Source organism: Virgibacillus dokdonensis (assembly GCF_900166595.1).
GTDB classification, from domain to species: Bacteria; Bacillota; Bacilli; order Bacillales; family Amphibacillaceae; genus Virgibacillus; species Virgibacillus dokdonensis.
Genome location: NZ_LT745763.1, coordinates 1,065,613 through 1,080,598, shown reverse-complemented (window position 1 = coordinate 1,080,598; position 14,986 = coordinate 1,065,613). Strand labels below are relative to the sequence as shown.

10 protein-coding genes are annotated in these 14,986 nt (G+C 36.8%); 1 reads left to right on the top strand and 9 read right to left on the bottom strand.

All coding sequences use genetic code 11. The features are described 5' to 3' along the window. Window positions 1-31: 31 nt before the first annotated feature. The 6 genes from B2C77_RS06635 to B2C77_RS06610 form a co-directional block, all read right to left on the bottom strand. On the bottom strand, window positions 32-1,942 hold the full coding sequence (locus tag B2C77_RS06635) for a BglG family transcription antiterminator (protein ID WP_077702915.1): 1,911 nt from the start codon (window positions 1,940-1,942) through the stop codon (window positions 32-34). Window positions 1,943-2,230: 288 nt separating this feature from the next. Beyond that, complete coding sequence (locus B2C77_RS06630) at window positions 2,231-4,171, bottom strand: BglG family transcription antiterminator (RefSeq protein WP_141130698.1); 1,941 nt, start codon at window positions 4,169-4,171, stop codon at window positions 2,231-2,233. A 430-nt stretch (window positions 4,172-4,601) separates the two neighbouring features. Beyond that, window positions 4,602-5,984 (bottom strand): glycoside hydrolase family 1 protein, encoded by a 1,383-nt coding sequence (locus B2C77_RS06625; RefSeq protein ID WP_077702914.1) that lies wholly within the window; start codon window positions 5,982-5,984, stop codon window positions 4,602-4,604. Window positions 5,985-6,000: 16 nt separating this feature from the next. Continuing rightward, on the bottom strand, window positions 6,001-6,306 hold the full coding sequence (locus tag B2C77_RS06620) for a PTS sugar transporter subunit IIA (protein WP_077702913.1): 306 nt from the start codon (window positions 6,304-6,306) through the stop codon (window positions 6,001-6,003). Between the two features lie 25 nt (window positions 6,307-6,331). Further along, window positions 6,332-7,618: a PTS cellobiose transporter subunit IIC gene (gene celB, locus B2C77_RS06615; protein WP_077702912.1), complete on the bottom strand. Its 1,287-nt coding sequence runs from the start codon at window positions 7,616-7,618 to the stop codon at window positions 6,332-6,334. Between the two features lie 16 nt (window positions 7,619-7,634). After that, entirely contained in the window at window positions 7,635-7,949 is a 315-nt protein-coding gene (locus B2C77_RS06610; RefSeq protein WP_073005838.1) for a PTS sugar transporter subunit IIB, read from the bottom strand. 262 nt (window positions 7,950-8,211) lie between these two features. On the opposite strand from B2C77_RS06610, the gene B2C77_RS06605 reads away from it, so the two are divergent. Continuing rightward, complete coding sequence (locus B2C77_RS06605; protein WP_077702911.1) at window positions 8,212-9,606, top strand: NAD-dependent succinate-semialdehyde dehydrogenase; 1,395 nt, start codon at window positions 8,212-8,214, stop codon at window positions 9,604-9,606. Window positions 9,607-10,047: 441 nt separating this feature from the next. Here the strand turns inward: B2C77_RS06605 and B2C77_RS06600 are convergent, their stop codons facing one another. The 3 genes from B2C77_RS06600 to glcT all read right to left on the bottom strand — a co-directional run bounded on the left by B2C77_RS06600 (window position 10,048) and on the right by glcT (window position 14,986). Continuing rightward, window positions 10,048-11,346 carry a family 4 glycosyl hydrolase gene (locus tag B2C77_RS06600; protein ID WP_077702910.1) on the bottom strand — a complete coding sequence of 433 codons (1,299 nt, stop codon included), beginning with the start codon at window positions 11,344-11,346 and terminating at the stop codon, window positions 10,048-10,050. A 380-nt stretch (window positions 11,347-11,726) separates the two neighbouring features. Continuing rightward, on the bottom strand, window positions 11,727-13,775 hold the full coding sequence (gene ptsG, locus B2C77_RS06595) for a glucose-specific PTS transporter subunit IIBC (RefSeq protein ID WP_077702909.1): 2,049 nt from the start codon (window positions 13,773-13,775) through the stop codon (window positions 11,727-11,729). Between the two features lie 365 nt (window positions 13,776-14,140). Beyond that, on the bottom strand, window positions 14,141-14,986 hold the full coding sequence (gene glcT, locus B2C77_RS06590) for a glucose PTS transporter transcription antiterminator GlcT (protein WP_077702908.1): 846 nt from the start codon (window positions 14,984-14,986) through the stop codon (window positions 14,141-14,143).

Genomic DNA, 14,986 nt, shown 5'->3' with positions numbered 1-14,986 from the left:
GTGGAAATAAAAAAGCACGACGAACCGTTACTTACCACTCTTTTTCTGTCAACACACGTAAGAATGTTTGCTTATCAGTAGCATTTAATAAATCTCTTACTGTCATTGGGTCGTTTGATAGTGATGATAGCTTATGAATAATTGCTTTAATTGGATTCGCTTTTTCATTCGCTAAAGCCAACATAAACACAATTGACACCTCTTCTTTTCCCCACTCCAACGGCTCGGTTAAAACAGCAATGGCAATCGTGGAAGCAATAACAAGTGTCGGATCTCCATGTGGAATAGCTATGCCACCACCAATTGCTGTAGCTGACTTCCTTTCACGCAAAAGCGCTTGGTGGACATATGATTTCTCTACTTTACCTTGTTTGTATAACGTATTTCCTAGCATCTCAACTACTTGAAAACGATGTTGAGGATTAATATTTAGAAACAGTAATTCTTCTTCCATAAAATCATGTAAAACTTGAGGACTGGTAGCCAAAACAGAAGAACGACCCGCTTTTTTCTTCAGAAATCGTTGCAATTTTTCTTTATCAGTTGCTTCTAAAAGCGGAGAAATAATAATCGTTGGGATATTAATTTTTTCTATAGGCGTAGTCGATATAATTAAATGCACTTGTTCTCGCTTTATAAAACGTTGCACTTCTCCCTTCCCAACAGTTCCTACAATTTTCATTTCTTGATACTGTTTTTCCACTTTTGCTTGCAGTAATCTAGACATCCCTATTCCCATATCACAAACAATTAACACTCGAGGTACTGCATAATTTTCAGCATCTAACCTTTCTATGGAAGCTTGAAAATGCAGAACTATATAAGCTGCTTCTTCCTCAGGTATATCAAATGGAAATTTCTCACTCACCTTCTCTAAAGACAGCGTCACCATACTCAGCATATACGGGTACATCTTTTTTATGTCCTGTAACAATGGATTACTAATTGGAAATCCATACACCAAACGATTGGTAACAGCTTCTAAATGAATCATAAGTCCATTGATTAGTTGTTCATCTTCATGAAAGGATACATGCGTCAACTGTTGCATCGTCTCGATCATTGTCGATAATACTTGGTGTGTAATTTCTTCTTCCGTGGATGTATGTAGCGAATATTTTTTACTCCCACGTAAATGCCAAGTTAAATATATCGTCTCGTCATGAGCTAACGTAATCCCAAATTTGTGTTCAAGCTGATCTAAACACCAAGCAGCCGCTCGATACTCGTTCGTATCATTTATGGATAAACGATGCTTATCAATTATGATTGGGTTAGCCTGCTTTGTACGTTGTACCATAACAAGTATATGGACAACTAAATTATCTAGCGCATGACTTGTCATGGGAATTTTCCATTTTTCTATCATTTGGTCTAGTATTTGTCTTACTGTAGCAATTTCAAAGGGCGCAAATACATTTTTTAAAAACGTTGCTTGTTGATTCGCAATTTCCTCTATATGTGCCAAAGCCATTCGTTTGTTTAATTCTTCCCCTTTTAAGTAATGACCTAGCTTTTGCCTTGATTCAATAACCAATCCAAAACTTTCAAACCACTGCTGAATCGTTTCAAGATCACTCTTTATAGCAGTATGATGGACATAGTGATCCATACTAAGCTGTTGCAACGTGAGTGGGTTTTTATCAGTTAATAAACGATAAGCTATTTCCATAAGCCGTTGATACGATGATTTATTTTCACGAAAAAGTGCATGAAACAAGTTTTGCTTATCTCGTTTATTTATTTCTAAATAAATACCAGTTCCAGGTTTTCGAATTAAACATGCAGAAGAGTAGTTTTGCAGATAAACATCAATTGTTCGTAAATCATTACGAACTGTTTTTTCTGAACAATCAAGTTGTTTAGCAAGATCATTGACTAAAATTGGACGGTTGCCATAAGATAATAGAACTTCTATAATCTTTCTCTGTCTAGCATTCATCTTAGCCCCTCCTTGTTAACATAGTTTGTGTACAGTATGCACACAGGAAAACTTAACTTATATAACTGTCTTTACTGAGCACACACTCTAGTATACTGTATCATAACAATTTCTCCATATGTATAACTTCGTTCGACTAATCACAAATAAAAATAATATTTTAAAAACTTGGCTTGTTGCCAATTCAGTAGAAAACCACAGTTTTTCCCGATAGCATAAAAACCCCCTCATTATCAAGAAATAAGGGGTAGCATGCAAAATATTTAGCTTTTGAGGATCATAAACTCGTCAATTACGATATTCATCTAAAACACGGATAAAGTCATAGTAATCTGTTGCTTGAATTAAACGTTGGACGATTTTTTCTGAGTTAACGATCGTTCCTAATAAATCGTACATTCCTTGCAGATCTTCTTTACTATCTTTTTGTACATTTAATAAACAAATAAATTGAACAGGTTTACCTCCCCAATCCACTGCCCTTTTTAATGTGCAAACCGTTAAAAAAGTTTTCTTGGATTGAGGCATGACAGGGTGAGGAATAGCAACTAAGTTACCATATGACGTGGCAGCAATTTCCTCTCGTTCATAAATGTGTTCTAAATAACTATTTGGTACTAATCCCATCTGGTTTATTTGCTGATATAAATAGTGAAGTATCTCATCCCTATTCTTCAAATCTTGTTGCAAAAATACGAGCTGTGGCTGAAAATAGGTTCTAATCGATTCTTGATCATGAATAAATGATGTAATGTTTTCCATGTCTGATTTTTCTAATATAGCATTAACTCGAATTACAGGTATGCCTATGTCTTGATCAATTGCTACAGAACTAATAATAAAGTCTATATTACTTAGTTGATAGTCCTTTAACTTATACAATTCAATAACACCAATCACTTCAACAGCATCTCTAAATTCCGTTTTTACTTTATAATATATTAATTGTGCTGTACCAAACCCTGATGCGCATACAATTAAGCAACGCTTTGGTCCCGTGTGGAAATTTTTCCGCTCCATTGCCGCACCGATATGCAAAGAAATATACCCGATCTCGTTTTCATCAAATTCACTGCCTGTCATTTTTTCAATAATTATACCGCCTAGAACGGCTGATTCAAAAGCTAATGGATAGCTTTTTTTAATATCTGCTAATAATGGATTTCGAATGTTCATACCATATTTATACCGATTAATAGCAGGCTTGAGATGTAACCCCAAAGCGACTATCAGTTCTTTATCATGTTGAATCCCTAAATGATACTCTTCATCTATTTTTTTTAGCATCTGCATAATAATTGGCAAAATATCAGGTGCAACTAAGTTTTCTTCCAATCCGCCTGCCTGTTCAAGTGGAGCGATCATTTTTGTTCCCAATAAGTGAATGGCGATATAGGCTGTTTCTGAATGAGGAAACTGTATGTGTAAATGCCTTTCTACGTTCTGAACAATGCGTTTAGCTACTTCATATTCCGATTGATTAACAATTTGTTCCAATTCACTAGACTGCAATGTTATATATTTGCCGTCTTTTATTCGTTCATAAGCAATTAATATATGAATGAGCAAATTCTGAATCGCTACATCCGACATACTAATATGATTCTGTTTTATTTGTTCCATAATAATGTTGTCAATGGCAACAAAGTCTTCCTTACGTATGGATGGGATTGCAGGGTGATGAGGGTGCTCACCATGTCTATGTGTTCGATCAACAATGTATTCAGCCATACAAAAGCGTAATTTCAATTCGTCACCTTGTAATTTAAGACCATAGTTTGGTCTTGCATGAATCTGAATCGAATAAAGCTTTAGCCGCTCCTTTACTTGTTTTAAATCATTTTGCACAGTAGATTTACTAACATACAGTTCATCAGCTAATTGCTCTAGCTTCACATAACCTTTCGTTACTAATAACCGACGAATAATTTGTATCTCTCTGTCTTCAGGTAATTGTGAGATAGACCTATTTTTTTGATCTTCCAGATGAACGATTGTATGCAAAAAATCGCGAAACTTTTCTTCATCAAAAATAGTCAGCTGATAACCTTTTGACACAACAGCTTCTACCTTGGCTCCATATTGACGTATTAATGAATCCAGTTTTTTTATATCTTCTCTCGTCGTTCTTGCTGTAACCTTATTTAACTGAGCCAAAAATTTCCCTGTCAACGGAGAATCAACAAGCATTAATTTTTTTAATATCATTCGCATCCTAGTTGTAAGCATCTAAATTCTCCTCATTATTCTCTTTAAAATCAAGGGGACAGGACAATATAGACAACGAAATTCTCTTTTCTTATTTTTTCAAATAACTTTATTTAAATCTATATCTTCTTTTTTAAAAGATAAGAAAGTATAAACTTAGAGGCTTGTGTATAACACCATAACCAAATAAGCCACGTCCGGCTCCAGCGCCCAGCAACTAGACTACTTCACTCCATTGCCCTAAGCTAAGTAAGTCATCATCGGTTCGTAACTAAGAGGAAGGCCGACTAAAAACGGGCTTGCCGCCCCCACGTCGGCATACCGCTGTTTTAGTGGCATGATTCCTTTATTTTAGTTGATTCGTTCCAGTCGCTACGTTGCTAAACGGGCTCCCTAAGCCTTTGTTCTACCCCATCCACACCATGTGGACGTGTGGATGGGTATCTAAATGCTAAAAACCATTGTTTAGAGACACTTCTTTAAACCATTCTGCACTCTTTTTCGGTTTCCGCCCCATCGTATTTAAGTCCACAGAATAAAATCCATAGCGATTTTTGTAGGCATTCATCCAAGACCAGTTATCCATAAATGTCCATAAATGATACCCTTTCACATTGCATTTTTCTTGCACAGCTCGATGTACCCATTTTAAATGTTCCCGAATAAATTCAATGCGGTATTCATCTTGAATTTGACCCTCTTTTATAAATCGCTCTTCATTCTGAACGCCCATGCCATTTTCAGAAATAAACGACGATATATTACCATAGTTTTCCTTTAAATTCATTAAGATATCGTAAATACCTTTTTCGTATATTTCCCATCCACGATGCGGGTTCATTTTTCTACCTGGCATTTCATAAAGATCAAAAAACATATCAGGCATAAATGGAGCGTATGGATTAGGTAAATATTCTTTTGCTTTCACACGACGTGGCTGGTAATAATTAATTCCTAAAATATCTACCGTATTGTTTTTTAGTAGTTCTTTATCACCCTGTTTTGTTTGCGGTAACTGACCATGTTCTTTTAGGATGGCAATTAGCTCATCAGGATATTCACCTAATACAGCTGGATCCAAGAAACTACGGTTAAAAAATAGATCTGCTATTTTTGAAGCACGTAGATCAACTGGGTTACTGCTTCTTGGATAAGATGGTGTTAAATTTAATATAATTCCAATTTGACTATGTGGATCATTTAGCTTACGAAAAGCCTTAATTACTTTTGCGTTAGCAATCATCGTATGGTATGCTACTTGCACCGCTTTTTGAGCATCCACAATATTAGGATAATGAAAATCGTACAGATACCCACCTTCAACAGGGACAATCGGCTCATTGAATGTAAACCATTTTTTCACTCGATCACCAAAAAGTTTGAAACACATCTCCGCATAAGATTGATAGCTATCTACAACTTCGCGATTTTCCCATCCACCAAATTGTTGGTAAGCAAGTGGCATATCAAAGTGAAATAGATTAACGAATGGCTCGATATCATTGTCTATTAATTCATTAATCACACCATTATAAAATTCTACCGCTTGTTCATTCATTTGTCCGTTCGGCATTAAACGGGACCATGAAATAGATAGACGAAAACTATTATGTCCAATCTGTTTCATTAATTGAATATCTTCCTTATATCGTTGATAAAAATCAGATGCTCTCGCTGGACCTACTTGGTCAAAAAAACGATTCGGTTCGGTTTCATACCAATAATCCCAGATGTTTTTCGCTTTCCCATCTTTTTCTGCTGCACCTTCTATTTGCGTAGCAGACGTTGCACTTCCCCACCAAAAATTTGCTGGAAATTTATATTCTACTGTCAATGCAATACCTCCTCAACTATTTATTACGATAAATCTCAATAATTTCGATTGCTAAATCCCTCATCGTCATAGAAGTCATTAAATGGTCTTGTGAGTGAATGAGCATAACGTTAATAATGTTTCCTTCTCCTCGAGCTTCATTGTGTAATAATTTCGTTTGATATTCATGTGCTTTTCCAAGTTCTTCTGCTGCTTCTTCAACTAATTGATCTGCTTTATTAAAATTCCCTATTTTCGCTTCTTGGATTGCTTCCATCACACTAGATTTTCCATTACCAGCATGTAAAATAATTTGAAAAGCAATTTCAGTTGTTTGATCCATATTTCTCACCTCGTCCATTTACTCATTAACTTTTCTTTGCTGCTTTTTCTTTCTCGTAATAACTCTTGTCCATAATCTTCAAAAATGGCCACCAAATCATCATAACAACAACTAAGTTGACTGCTTGCAACAACCCGCCTTGCCAAGCGTTTCCTGTAGCTAAAAAACCATTTAATACAACAGGAGTTGTCCACGGAACAATAACTCCAGCTGGTGGTGGAACAAGCCCGGTCGCCATAGCAAAATACGTAATAATGGTAACCACTACTGGAGCAAGTAACCACGGAATAATGATAAGCGGATTCATAATAATTGGTAAACCAAAGATAATTGGCTCATTCACATTAAATATCCCTGCTGGCGCCCCAAGTTTACCCAACTCTTTCATTTGTCTGCTTCTACCAATAATAAAGATGAGGATTATAACTGCTAACGTCATTCCCGATCCACCCATTCCAACAATAAATGAATCGATAAATTGTTTTGTAACGATATTCGGTAATTCCGTTCCTGCTTGGAAAGCCGATAGGTTTTGCTCATTTAACGTGTACCATATCGGATCAAAAACTGAGTTAACAATAATCTGTCCATGTAATCCGAAAAACCAAAATACCTGAATTAATAAAACAGCTACAATAGTTGCTGGCAACCCACTACCGAGTTGAGTTAATGGTTGTTGAATAATTGTATAAATAAAGTTCTGTACTGTGTCAAAGCCCGTGTAGCTAAAAATAATTCGAATAATTAGGAAAAATGACAATGTTAATGTAATTGGAATTAATGCACTAAATGACCTTGATACTGCTTGGGGAACACCAGCTGGCATCTTAATCGTCCAATCTTTTCTAACAAAGAAATTGTAAAGTTCCGCTGCTATAAATGCAGTAAAAATTCCTAAAAACATACCTTGCGCACCTAAACTTGCCGTTGGAATAACTCCCGTCAGTCCTTCAAGTACTTGCGGTGTCAGAATTAAAAATGCAGTTAATGCAACTACCCCGCCATAAATAGCTTCATTTTCGTAATGCTCGGTCAATTTGTATCCAATCCCAATAATGACAAACATTCCCATAATACTTAACGTTGCTGCTGATGCAGGACCTAAAGCACTTTGATAAGCAGCAAACGCATCCTCACTTATAACGCGATCGAGGAATGGTAGGTTCGCAATAACAACAAAAATGGAACCAAAGATGATTAATGGTAAAGCAACCATGAATCCATCACGAAGAGCGGTTAGATAACGGTTGTTATTTAATTTATCAGCAATTGGTAATAATACATTTTCAAGCATTTCCATAAATTTATTCATTTTTCAACACCCCCCATTAGTTAGCTTCTTCCATTAGTTCGAGTGCTCTATTTAAGACTGCTTCGCCATCAATTCTTCCATAAGCAGTTGGATCAATAACATCAAGATGTACATTTACTTCATCCGCGAGTTTGGCTAATTTTTTCTTTAAAAAACGCATTTGTGGACCAATTAATAACACGTCTGCTTGTTCAATATCTTTCGTTACTTTATCTTGAGCAACTGCCCAAATCTTCACATCTATCCCCTTTTCTTCTGCTACTTCTTTCATTTTGGAAACCAAAAGGCTCGTTGACATTCCTGCTGAACACGCAAGTAAAATATGTTTCATTTTTGTTTCCTCCTAAAAATTTCTGATTTATTTCTCTTGCTTTCTTTAGTTTAAGTTAAGCAAGTGGATAACTAAACATAGACTTTTTCCTTTTAAAGACGGAAACGGTTACTTTTCATGAAAACGCAACCACTTTTTTATGCATAAAATGACTTACAATAATTTTTAAACCTTTTCGATATGATATGTTTTCTTTCCGATGAATCAAGGAATATACTAAAATAGAGATTATATTTAAACTGATAAGAAAGGGGTTTTCTATTTGGCTAACAAAATCACCGTTACAAACCCGGCTACTGGAGAGATACTGGAAGAATTAAGTGCCTGGCCTAGTGAGGAAGTAAAGAAAGCGCTTTATAAGGGGTACGCATTCTTTCCAACTTGGGCAAGCATACATGCACATAAACGGTCAGAATTACTGCAACATTGGGCAATACAAATCAGAGAGCATAAGGATGAACTTGCTAAACTGATGACGAAGGAAAACGGAAAGCCACTAAAGGAATCTTATGGTGAGATAGAATATGCGGCAAGTTATATTGATTGGTATGCAGAAGAAGCAAAGCGAATTTACGGGCGAACAATTCCAGCAAACACCGAATCAAAACGAATCCTCGTTCGTAAAGAGCCTGTTGGTCTAGTAGCTGCTATTACACCTTGGAATTTCCCCGCAGCCATGATGACAAGAAAAGCAGCACCAGCACTAGCTTCTGGGTGTACTTTTATTGTCAAACCTGCTTCTGAAACACCGCTAACAGGCATTCGAATAATTGAATTAGCTCATAAGGCAGGTATCCCAGAAGACGCTATTCAATATGTCGTCGGTTCTGGGAAAATGATTGGCGCATTATTTACAGAAAGTAACTATGTGCGTAAAATTACCTTTACAGGTTCCACTGCTGTAGGGAAAAACTTAATTAAAGGAAGTGCAAACACGGTCAAGCATGTCACCATGGAGCTTGGTGGGCATGCGCCATTGATTGTTGCTAAAGATGCGGATATTGAATTTGCAGCTGAACAAACGATCATCTCAAAATTTCGTAATGCTGGACAAACATGCGTGTGTGCAAACCGAATTATCGTTCACGAAGACATTGTAGATCAGTTTGCAGCAGCTTTTGTACAACGTGCCAAACATTTAACTGTTGGCAATGGACTTCATGATAATATTGATATTGGACCAATCATTAATGAACAAGGCTATAACAAAATTAAAGAACATATTGATGATGCTAAGCAAAAAGGTGCTAAAGTATTGTTAGGAGATACATTTGAAGCAGACCATGAGAAAGGATATTATTTTGTATACCCAACCATACTTAATGAAGTAACAGCGGATATGACAATTATGCATGAGGAAACATTTGGTCCAGTAGCTCCTATAACTACTTTTACAAATATCGAGGAAGCTGTACGCCTTGCTAACGATACGCCATTTGGTTTAGCTGCCTACTTTTTTACAAATGATTACCGTACTGGTACTTATTTGTATGAGCATTTAGATTATGGCATTGTTGGCTGGAACGACGGCGGACCATCTGCCGCTCACGCCCCATTTGGTGGGATGAAGGAGAGTGGGCTTGGTCGTGAAGGTGGACTGGAAGGTATTGAACCTTACTTAGAAACCAAATACGTATCGATTGGAAATCTATTGTAAAACAAAGGCTCGGGGCGCCAGTTTAGCAACGTAGTGAATGGAGCGAATCAACTAAAGTTTTAGGAATTATGCCACTAAAACAGGGGTATGCCGACGCACTAAGACAAGCCCGTTTTTAGTCGGCCTTCCTATTTAGCACGACCGATGATGACTTATCGTAGGGCAATTCGGGAAGTCGCCTAGTTTCTGGGCGCTTAAGCCGGACGTGGCTATTCCGTTAAATCGGTATTCCAAAGCAACAAATTTTATACTTTCTTTTCATATTAGAAAAGCTTAACTTACCGTCAAGTCTTTATGGCGGAAGCTGTAGAATTTTATACTTTTCTATAGTGAAGCAAAAGGGAAACCTCCTGTTCTATAGAAGGCTTCCCTTTTCCTACTATTTAAAGTATACATTGTAAAATAATTACGATGCATACACGTCACCCCTCTTGCTTCGAGTTAATAAATGACCGGTTGAACATAAGCTTCATTTACAATAAACATATCTTGAAGCAGCTTATGAGCTATTTCCGCAGATGGCACAAATGGATGCATGGTCATCGCCTGAATGGCTACCCCGATGTTTTTGGATATTCCTGCTTCCACAGTCAGTGATTCATAAGCTTTCATATATTGTAATAATCCGTGAACATGCGGTAAGATTTCAGGTACTTGGATTGGTGTAATCCCATGTCTTTCTACTACACTATTTACCTGGACACAAGCATCGTTCCGTAAGCCTTCTACTGCTCCATTATTTCTAATATTTACTGGTAAAATGCGCTTTAAATCATAATGGATTGTTTGGATAACCTCGAGCACCCCTTCTAAAGCTGCTGCACCTCGCCTATCTCCCACTCCATTTGGTAACGTAGCTGTTTTTGCATGTTCATATAGAGATAATAATTGCTTGCGTTCTTCCAGTTCAAAATCAGATGGAAGCACACCTTGTTTAAACACATCTAATTGCTTTGCTAAAATTTGGTCAGCCTGATAATAATAAGGCTGATATTCGCAACCAATGACGCCATATGTTTGTAAAAAATATGCATCAACAGTAATATCTTGTCGTTGCCTTCTACTATGCAACTTTTTATAAAGTATGGCATCTGTTATTTTTGATTTTCCACGAACATATAAATCCGTAACCCATAACAATTGACTTGTCCCTATTAGTTGCATACTTATATCATTCTTGACAACACCGTACGCCTTTGCAAATTGATTACGAAAAGCCATTGGCCCATCATTGATACCAATAACTTTCACATTCGTATGCTTATCTATCGCTTCTGTGATTATACTGCAAGGATTCGTCAAATTAAGTAACCAAGCATCTGGTGCTAATTCTTCAATATCTTCACAAATATCAAGCATAATAGGTATCGTTCTTAAAGCATTCATAAATCCAACCGGACCTGAAGCTTCCTCTGCTATGATACCATACTCTAAACATAACGTTTCATCTGCTTGACGCATATCCAAGCCACCTACTCTGATTTGATTAATAATAAAATCAGCCTGCTTCAATGCCTCTCGCCTATTGAGCGTTTCAATTATTTCTATGTTACTATTTTCCTGTTCTATCATACGTCTAACGAAAGATGCAATGATAGATAAACGTTCTCTCCCTGCTAAAATATCAACAAGGTATATCTTTTTTATAGGTAATGCTTCCTCGTGTTGGATAAATTGACTTATTAACTGTGGCGTAGATGTTGAACCTCCTCCAAGAATAGCAATATTCAAGGTGGTCATGAGTTGTATCCTCCTTTATCACGAATATAAAATGCTGTACCACTTCTTCAAGAATGTGAAAATGTTAGCTTGGACATTAAACAAAAGATAAAAGATAACAGCATAAAGTCATTTATAAGCCTTTACGTCATAGCATTGAGCTGAACAATCAGCAGCAGATTGAAAAACTGCAACTAATTAAAATTTCACTTTATCGTACGTATTAAAAAGTATATGATAGAGGATGTCATTTTAGTAGTTAAGTCTGCTTGCTCTCTTAGCCAAACAAAGGCTACTGCCATAAAGGTTTGGCAATAGCCTTCCATTTGCTCTGAATTTTATGTTTTTCAATAGCGTAATAAGAAAAGCTAGTCAAGGCAGAACCCTAACTAGCTTTTTTATTACAATGTAATAATGTTTTCTTCTTTACTTTCTACTTTTCCACTCTTCTCAAGTGATACTTGTTGTCCCTCTTTGAGGTTGGTAAATACAATCGGTGTGATAACCGGCATTCCTTTACTTTGAATAAAGGACAGATCTGCTTTAAGCAGTGGTTGTCCTGCTTCGACTTTATCTCCTTCTTCAATGAGCATTTCAAAGCCGTCTCCTTTTAAATTAACCGTATCAATACCAACATGAATAAGAATTTCTTTTCCACCATCTGACTGTAAACCAATGGCGTGTTTAGTTGGGAAAACATTTACCACTTTCCCATTTACAGGCGAAACAACTAGTCCGTCTTCTGGTACAATTGCAAAACCATCACCCATCATTTTTCCAGAAAATACTTGATCAGGAACTTCTGTAATTGGCAATAGATCCCCTTTCATTGGTGAAACAATTGCTTCTGTTTCAGCTTCATTTTGTATTGCCTCTGGGGTGACTTCTTCAATCTGTTGCTGAACTTCTTCTTCTTGATCTGTTTCCACAGGACGTGGTGTTTTACCAGACATAATATCTTGCATTTGTCCTTTAATCGTTTCGGAACGTGGACCAAAAATGGCTTGGATGTTGTCGCCAACTTCCAATACACCTGAAGCCCCTAGCTTCTTCAATCTTTCTTTATCGACATTTTTAATTGAATTAACGGATACGCGTAAACGTGTAATGCATGCATCTAAATGCGCAATATTTTCTTGACCACCCATTGCTTCTAATACATCATAAGCAAGCTCACCAGTTTGTCCACTATTACTTTCCTCTTCCTCTTCTACTTTCTCCCTACCTGGAGTCATTAAGTTAAACTTCTGAATGAAAAAGCGGAAAATGACGTAGTAAATAACAGCAAATGCTAATCCTAATAGGATGGTGATCCACCACGGTTCCTTATTCGGTAAAATTCCAAATAATACAAAGTCAATCGCACCACCGGAGAATGTATAGCCGACATTAACACTAAAGAACGTCATTAGTACGAATGAAAGTCCATCTAAAACCGCATGTAAGAGAAATAATAGCGGCGAAACAAACATAAATGAAAATTCGAGCGGCTCTGTAATCCCTGTTAAAAAGGATGTTAATGCTGCAGAACCTAACAAACCAGCAACTATCTTTTTCTTTTCTGGTCGTGCTGTGTGATACATAGCTAATGCTGCTGCTGGTAAACCGAACATCATAACTGGAAATTCCCCTACCATAAAGTTACCAGCTGTAATTTCTACCCCATCTTTTAACTGGGCAAAGAAAATAGTCATATCTCCACGAACTAAATCACCTGCTACGGTAGTATACGAACCAAATTCATACCAAAACGGTGCATGGAAAATATGGTGCAATCCAAATGGAATAAGTAATCTTTTTACAAATCCAAAGAAGAAAACAGCTAAATATGTTCCTTCCTCAATTAACCAATAGGATGCACTATTCATCGCATCTTGCACAGGTGGCCAAACAAATAATAGCGCAATACCTGCAAGAAATGAGAACGCGGCCGTAACAATTGGTACAAATCGCTTTCCAGCAAAGAAACCAAGAAAAGCGGGCATTTCAATATTGTGATAGCGATTATAACAAAACGCGGCAATCAAACCTACAATGATACCTCCAAACACGCCTGTTTGTAACGTAGGAATCCCTAATACAGAAGCAAATCCAGGGTCTGATTCGATCATTTCTGGGGTAACATCGATCCAAGAACCCATCACTTGGTTTAAGACTAAATAACCTACAAGAGCTGCTAAACCAGCTGCTCCATCACTCGCTAAACCGATTGCTACACCAATCGCAAAGATAAGCGCCAAGTTACTAAAAATAATTCCACCGGCATCTTCCATAACAGTAGCAACTAATTGAATCCAATCCGCTTTTAGAAACGGTAAGTATCCTAACATCGTCTCTTGCTGGGCAGCATTACCAAATCCAAGCAATAAACCAGCAGCCGGTAATAACGCGACTGGAAGCATAAGTGCTTTACCAACTTTTTGTAAAACACCAAAAGCTTTCTTAAACATCTTTTTTCCTCCTTTATGCAACAACAAACATTAAAATTTCGAGAAGCTTTCTTTAACATTTATCCTTCCCAAAATCTATAAGAAAAATGAAAAAAACATGACTTATTAGCAAGTATCATGAAGAAATCCTTCATTTTACTTCACACTATAAACTTTAGAAAAACGCAGCTTTTCGCCAAAGTATTTATAACACTCGAACGTCATCATTTTTCTTATACGATAAACCCTAAAAAATTTATACTTCAGAGAACAAAAAAGGCATGAGTAGAGATCAGAAACAAGCAGTAGGCTATACGTGTGCCCTACTGTCCTATTTCATAATCTTTCCACTCATGCCTGATCGTATCAGTAACACGGAAAATGTATTATGAGTCATGTTTTTGATAGAGGCGTTGCAAGTGCATCGTTAAATACACCGCTTCCGCTTCATATACAGGTTGCTTTAATGTTTGTTGCATCATTTTAATCAATTTCCACGCTAGATTATAACATGTTGGGTATTCCTTTTTCAAGAGGGAAGCTATCTTAACTGGTTCATCTACTGTTTCCCCTTTTAACACGCGTTCGATCGTATAGCGTACATGCCGAACAAGGCGTACGTATTCTATCCCGCCTCTGTCCACTTTAATTTTCAATTGTTCTTCAATAATATCGACAAATTGTGTAACCAATTGGGAGTATTTATTAATATCGGAGAGAGCTTTATTCGATATGGCACTGTGTACATGTAAAGCAATAAAGCCAATTTCCCCTTCAGGAAGATGAATATTTAACCTATGATTCATGTCTTCAACAATTTCTGAGGCGATCTCATACTCAAAAGGATATAATGCTTTTGTTTCGGCAAGAAAAGGATTTTTTATTTCCAAACTTTTTAGCATACGATGGTAAGCAAACAACACATGATCAGTTAGAGCCACATGAACGGATTCATTCAACATAACATGTGATCGTTTCTGAATTAATTCTACCGCTTTAACAATGGAATCCAACAATGTATGATCTATGTTTGGAAGCAATTGCTTATATTGCGCCTGCGCCTGTTCATCACGTAATACAAACAGCTTTTCTATTTGCTCTTTATGGATAATGTCTTTTTTCTTATAATGAAAACCAATTCCATTACCAATCAAGACGACTTCATTTTGTTGATTATCCAAAGCAATGAGGACGTTATTATTTAGTGATTTCTTAACCGTAAACGTGTTCAA

Bases quoted from the DNA above. Each gene is read 5' to 3' on its own strand.
- B2C77_RS06635 (WP_077702915.1), bottom strand. From the start codon at position 1,942: ATGAATGCTAGACAGAGAAAGATTATAGAAGTTCTATTATCTTATGGC.
- B2C77_RS06630 (WP_141130698.1), bottom strand. From the start codon at position 4,171: ATGCTTACAACTAGGATGCGAATGATATTAAAAAAATTAATGCTTGTT.
- B2C77_RS06620 (WP_077702913.1), bottom strand. From the start codon at position 6,306: ATGGATCAAACAACTGAAATTGCTTTTCAAATTATTTTACATGCTGGT.
- celB (WP_077702912.1), bottom strand. From the start codon at position 7,618: ATGAATAAATTTATGGAAATGCTTGAAAATGTATTATTACCAATTGCT.
- B2C77_RS06610 (WP_073005838.1), bottom strand. From the start codon at position 7,949: ATGAAACATATTTTACTTGCGTGTTCAGCAGGAATGTCAACGAGCCTT.
- B2C77_RS06600 (WP_077702910.1), bottom strand. From the start codon at position 11,346: ATGACCACCTTGAATATTGCTATTCTTGGAGGAGGTTCAACATCTACG.
- ptsG (WP_077702909.1), bottom strand. From the start codon at position 13,775: ATGTTTAAGAAAGCTTTTGGTGTTTTACAAAAAGTTGGTAAAGCACTT.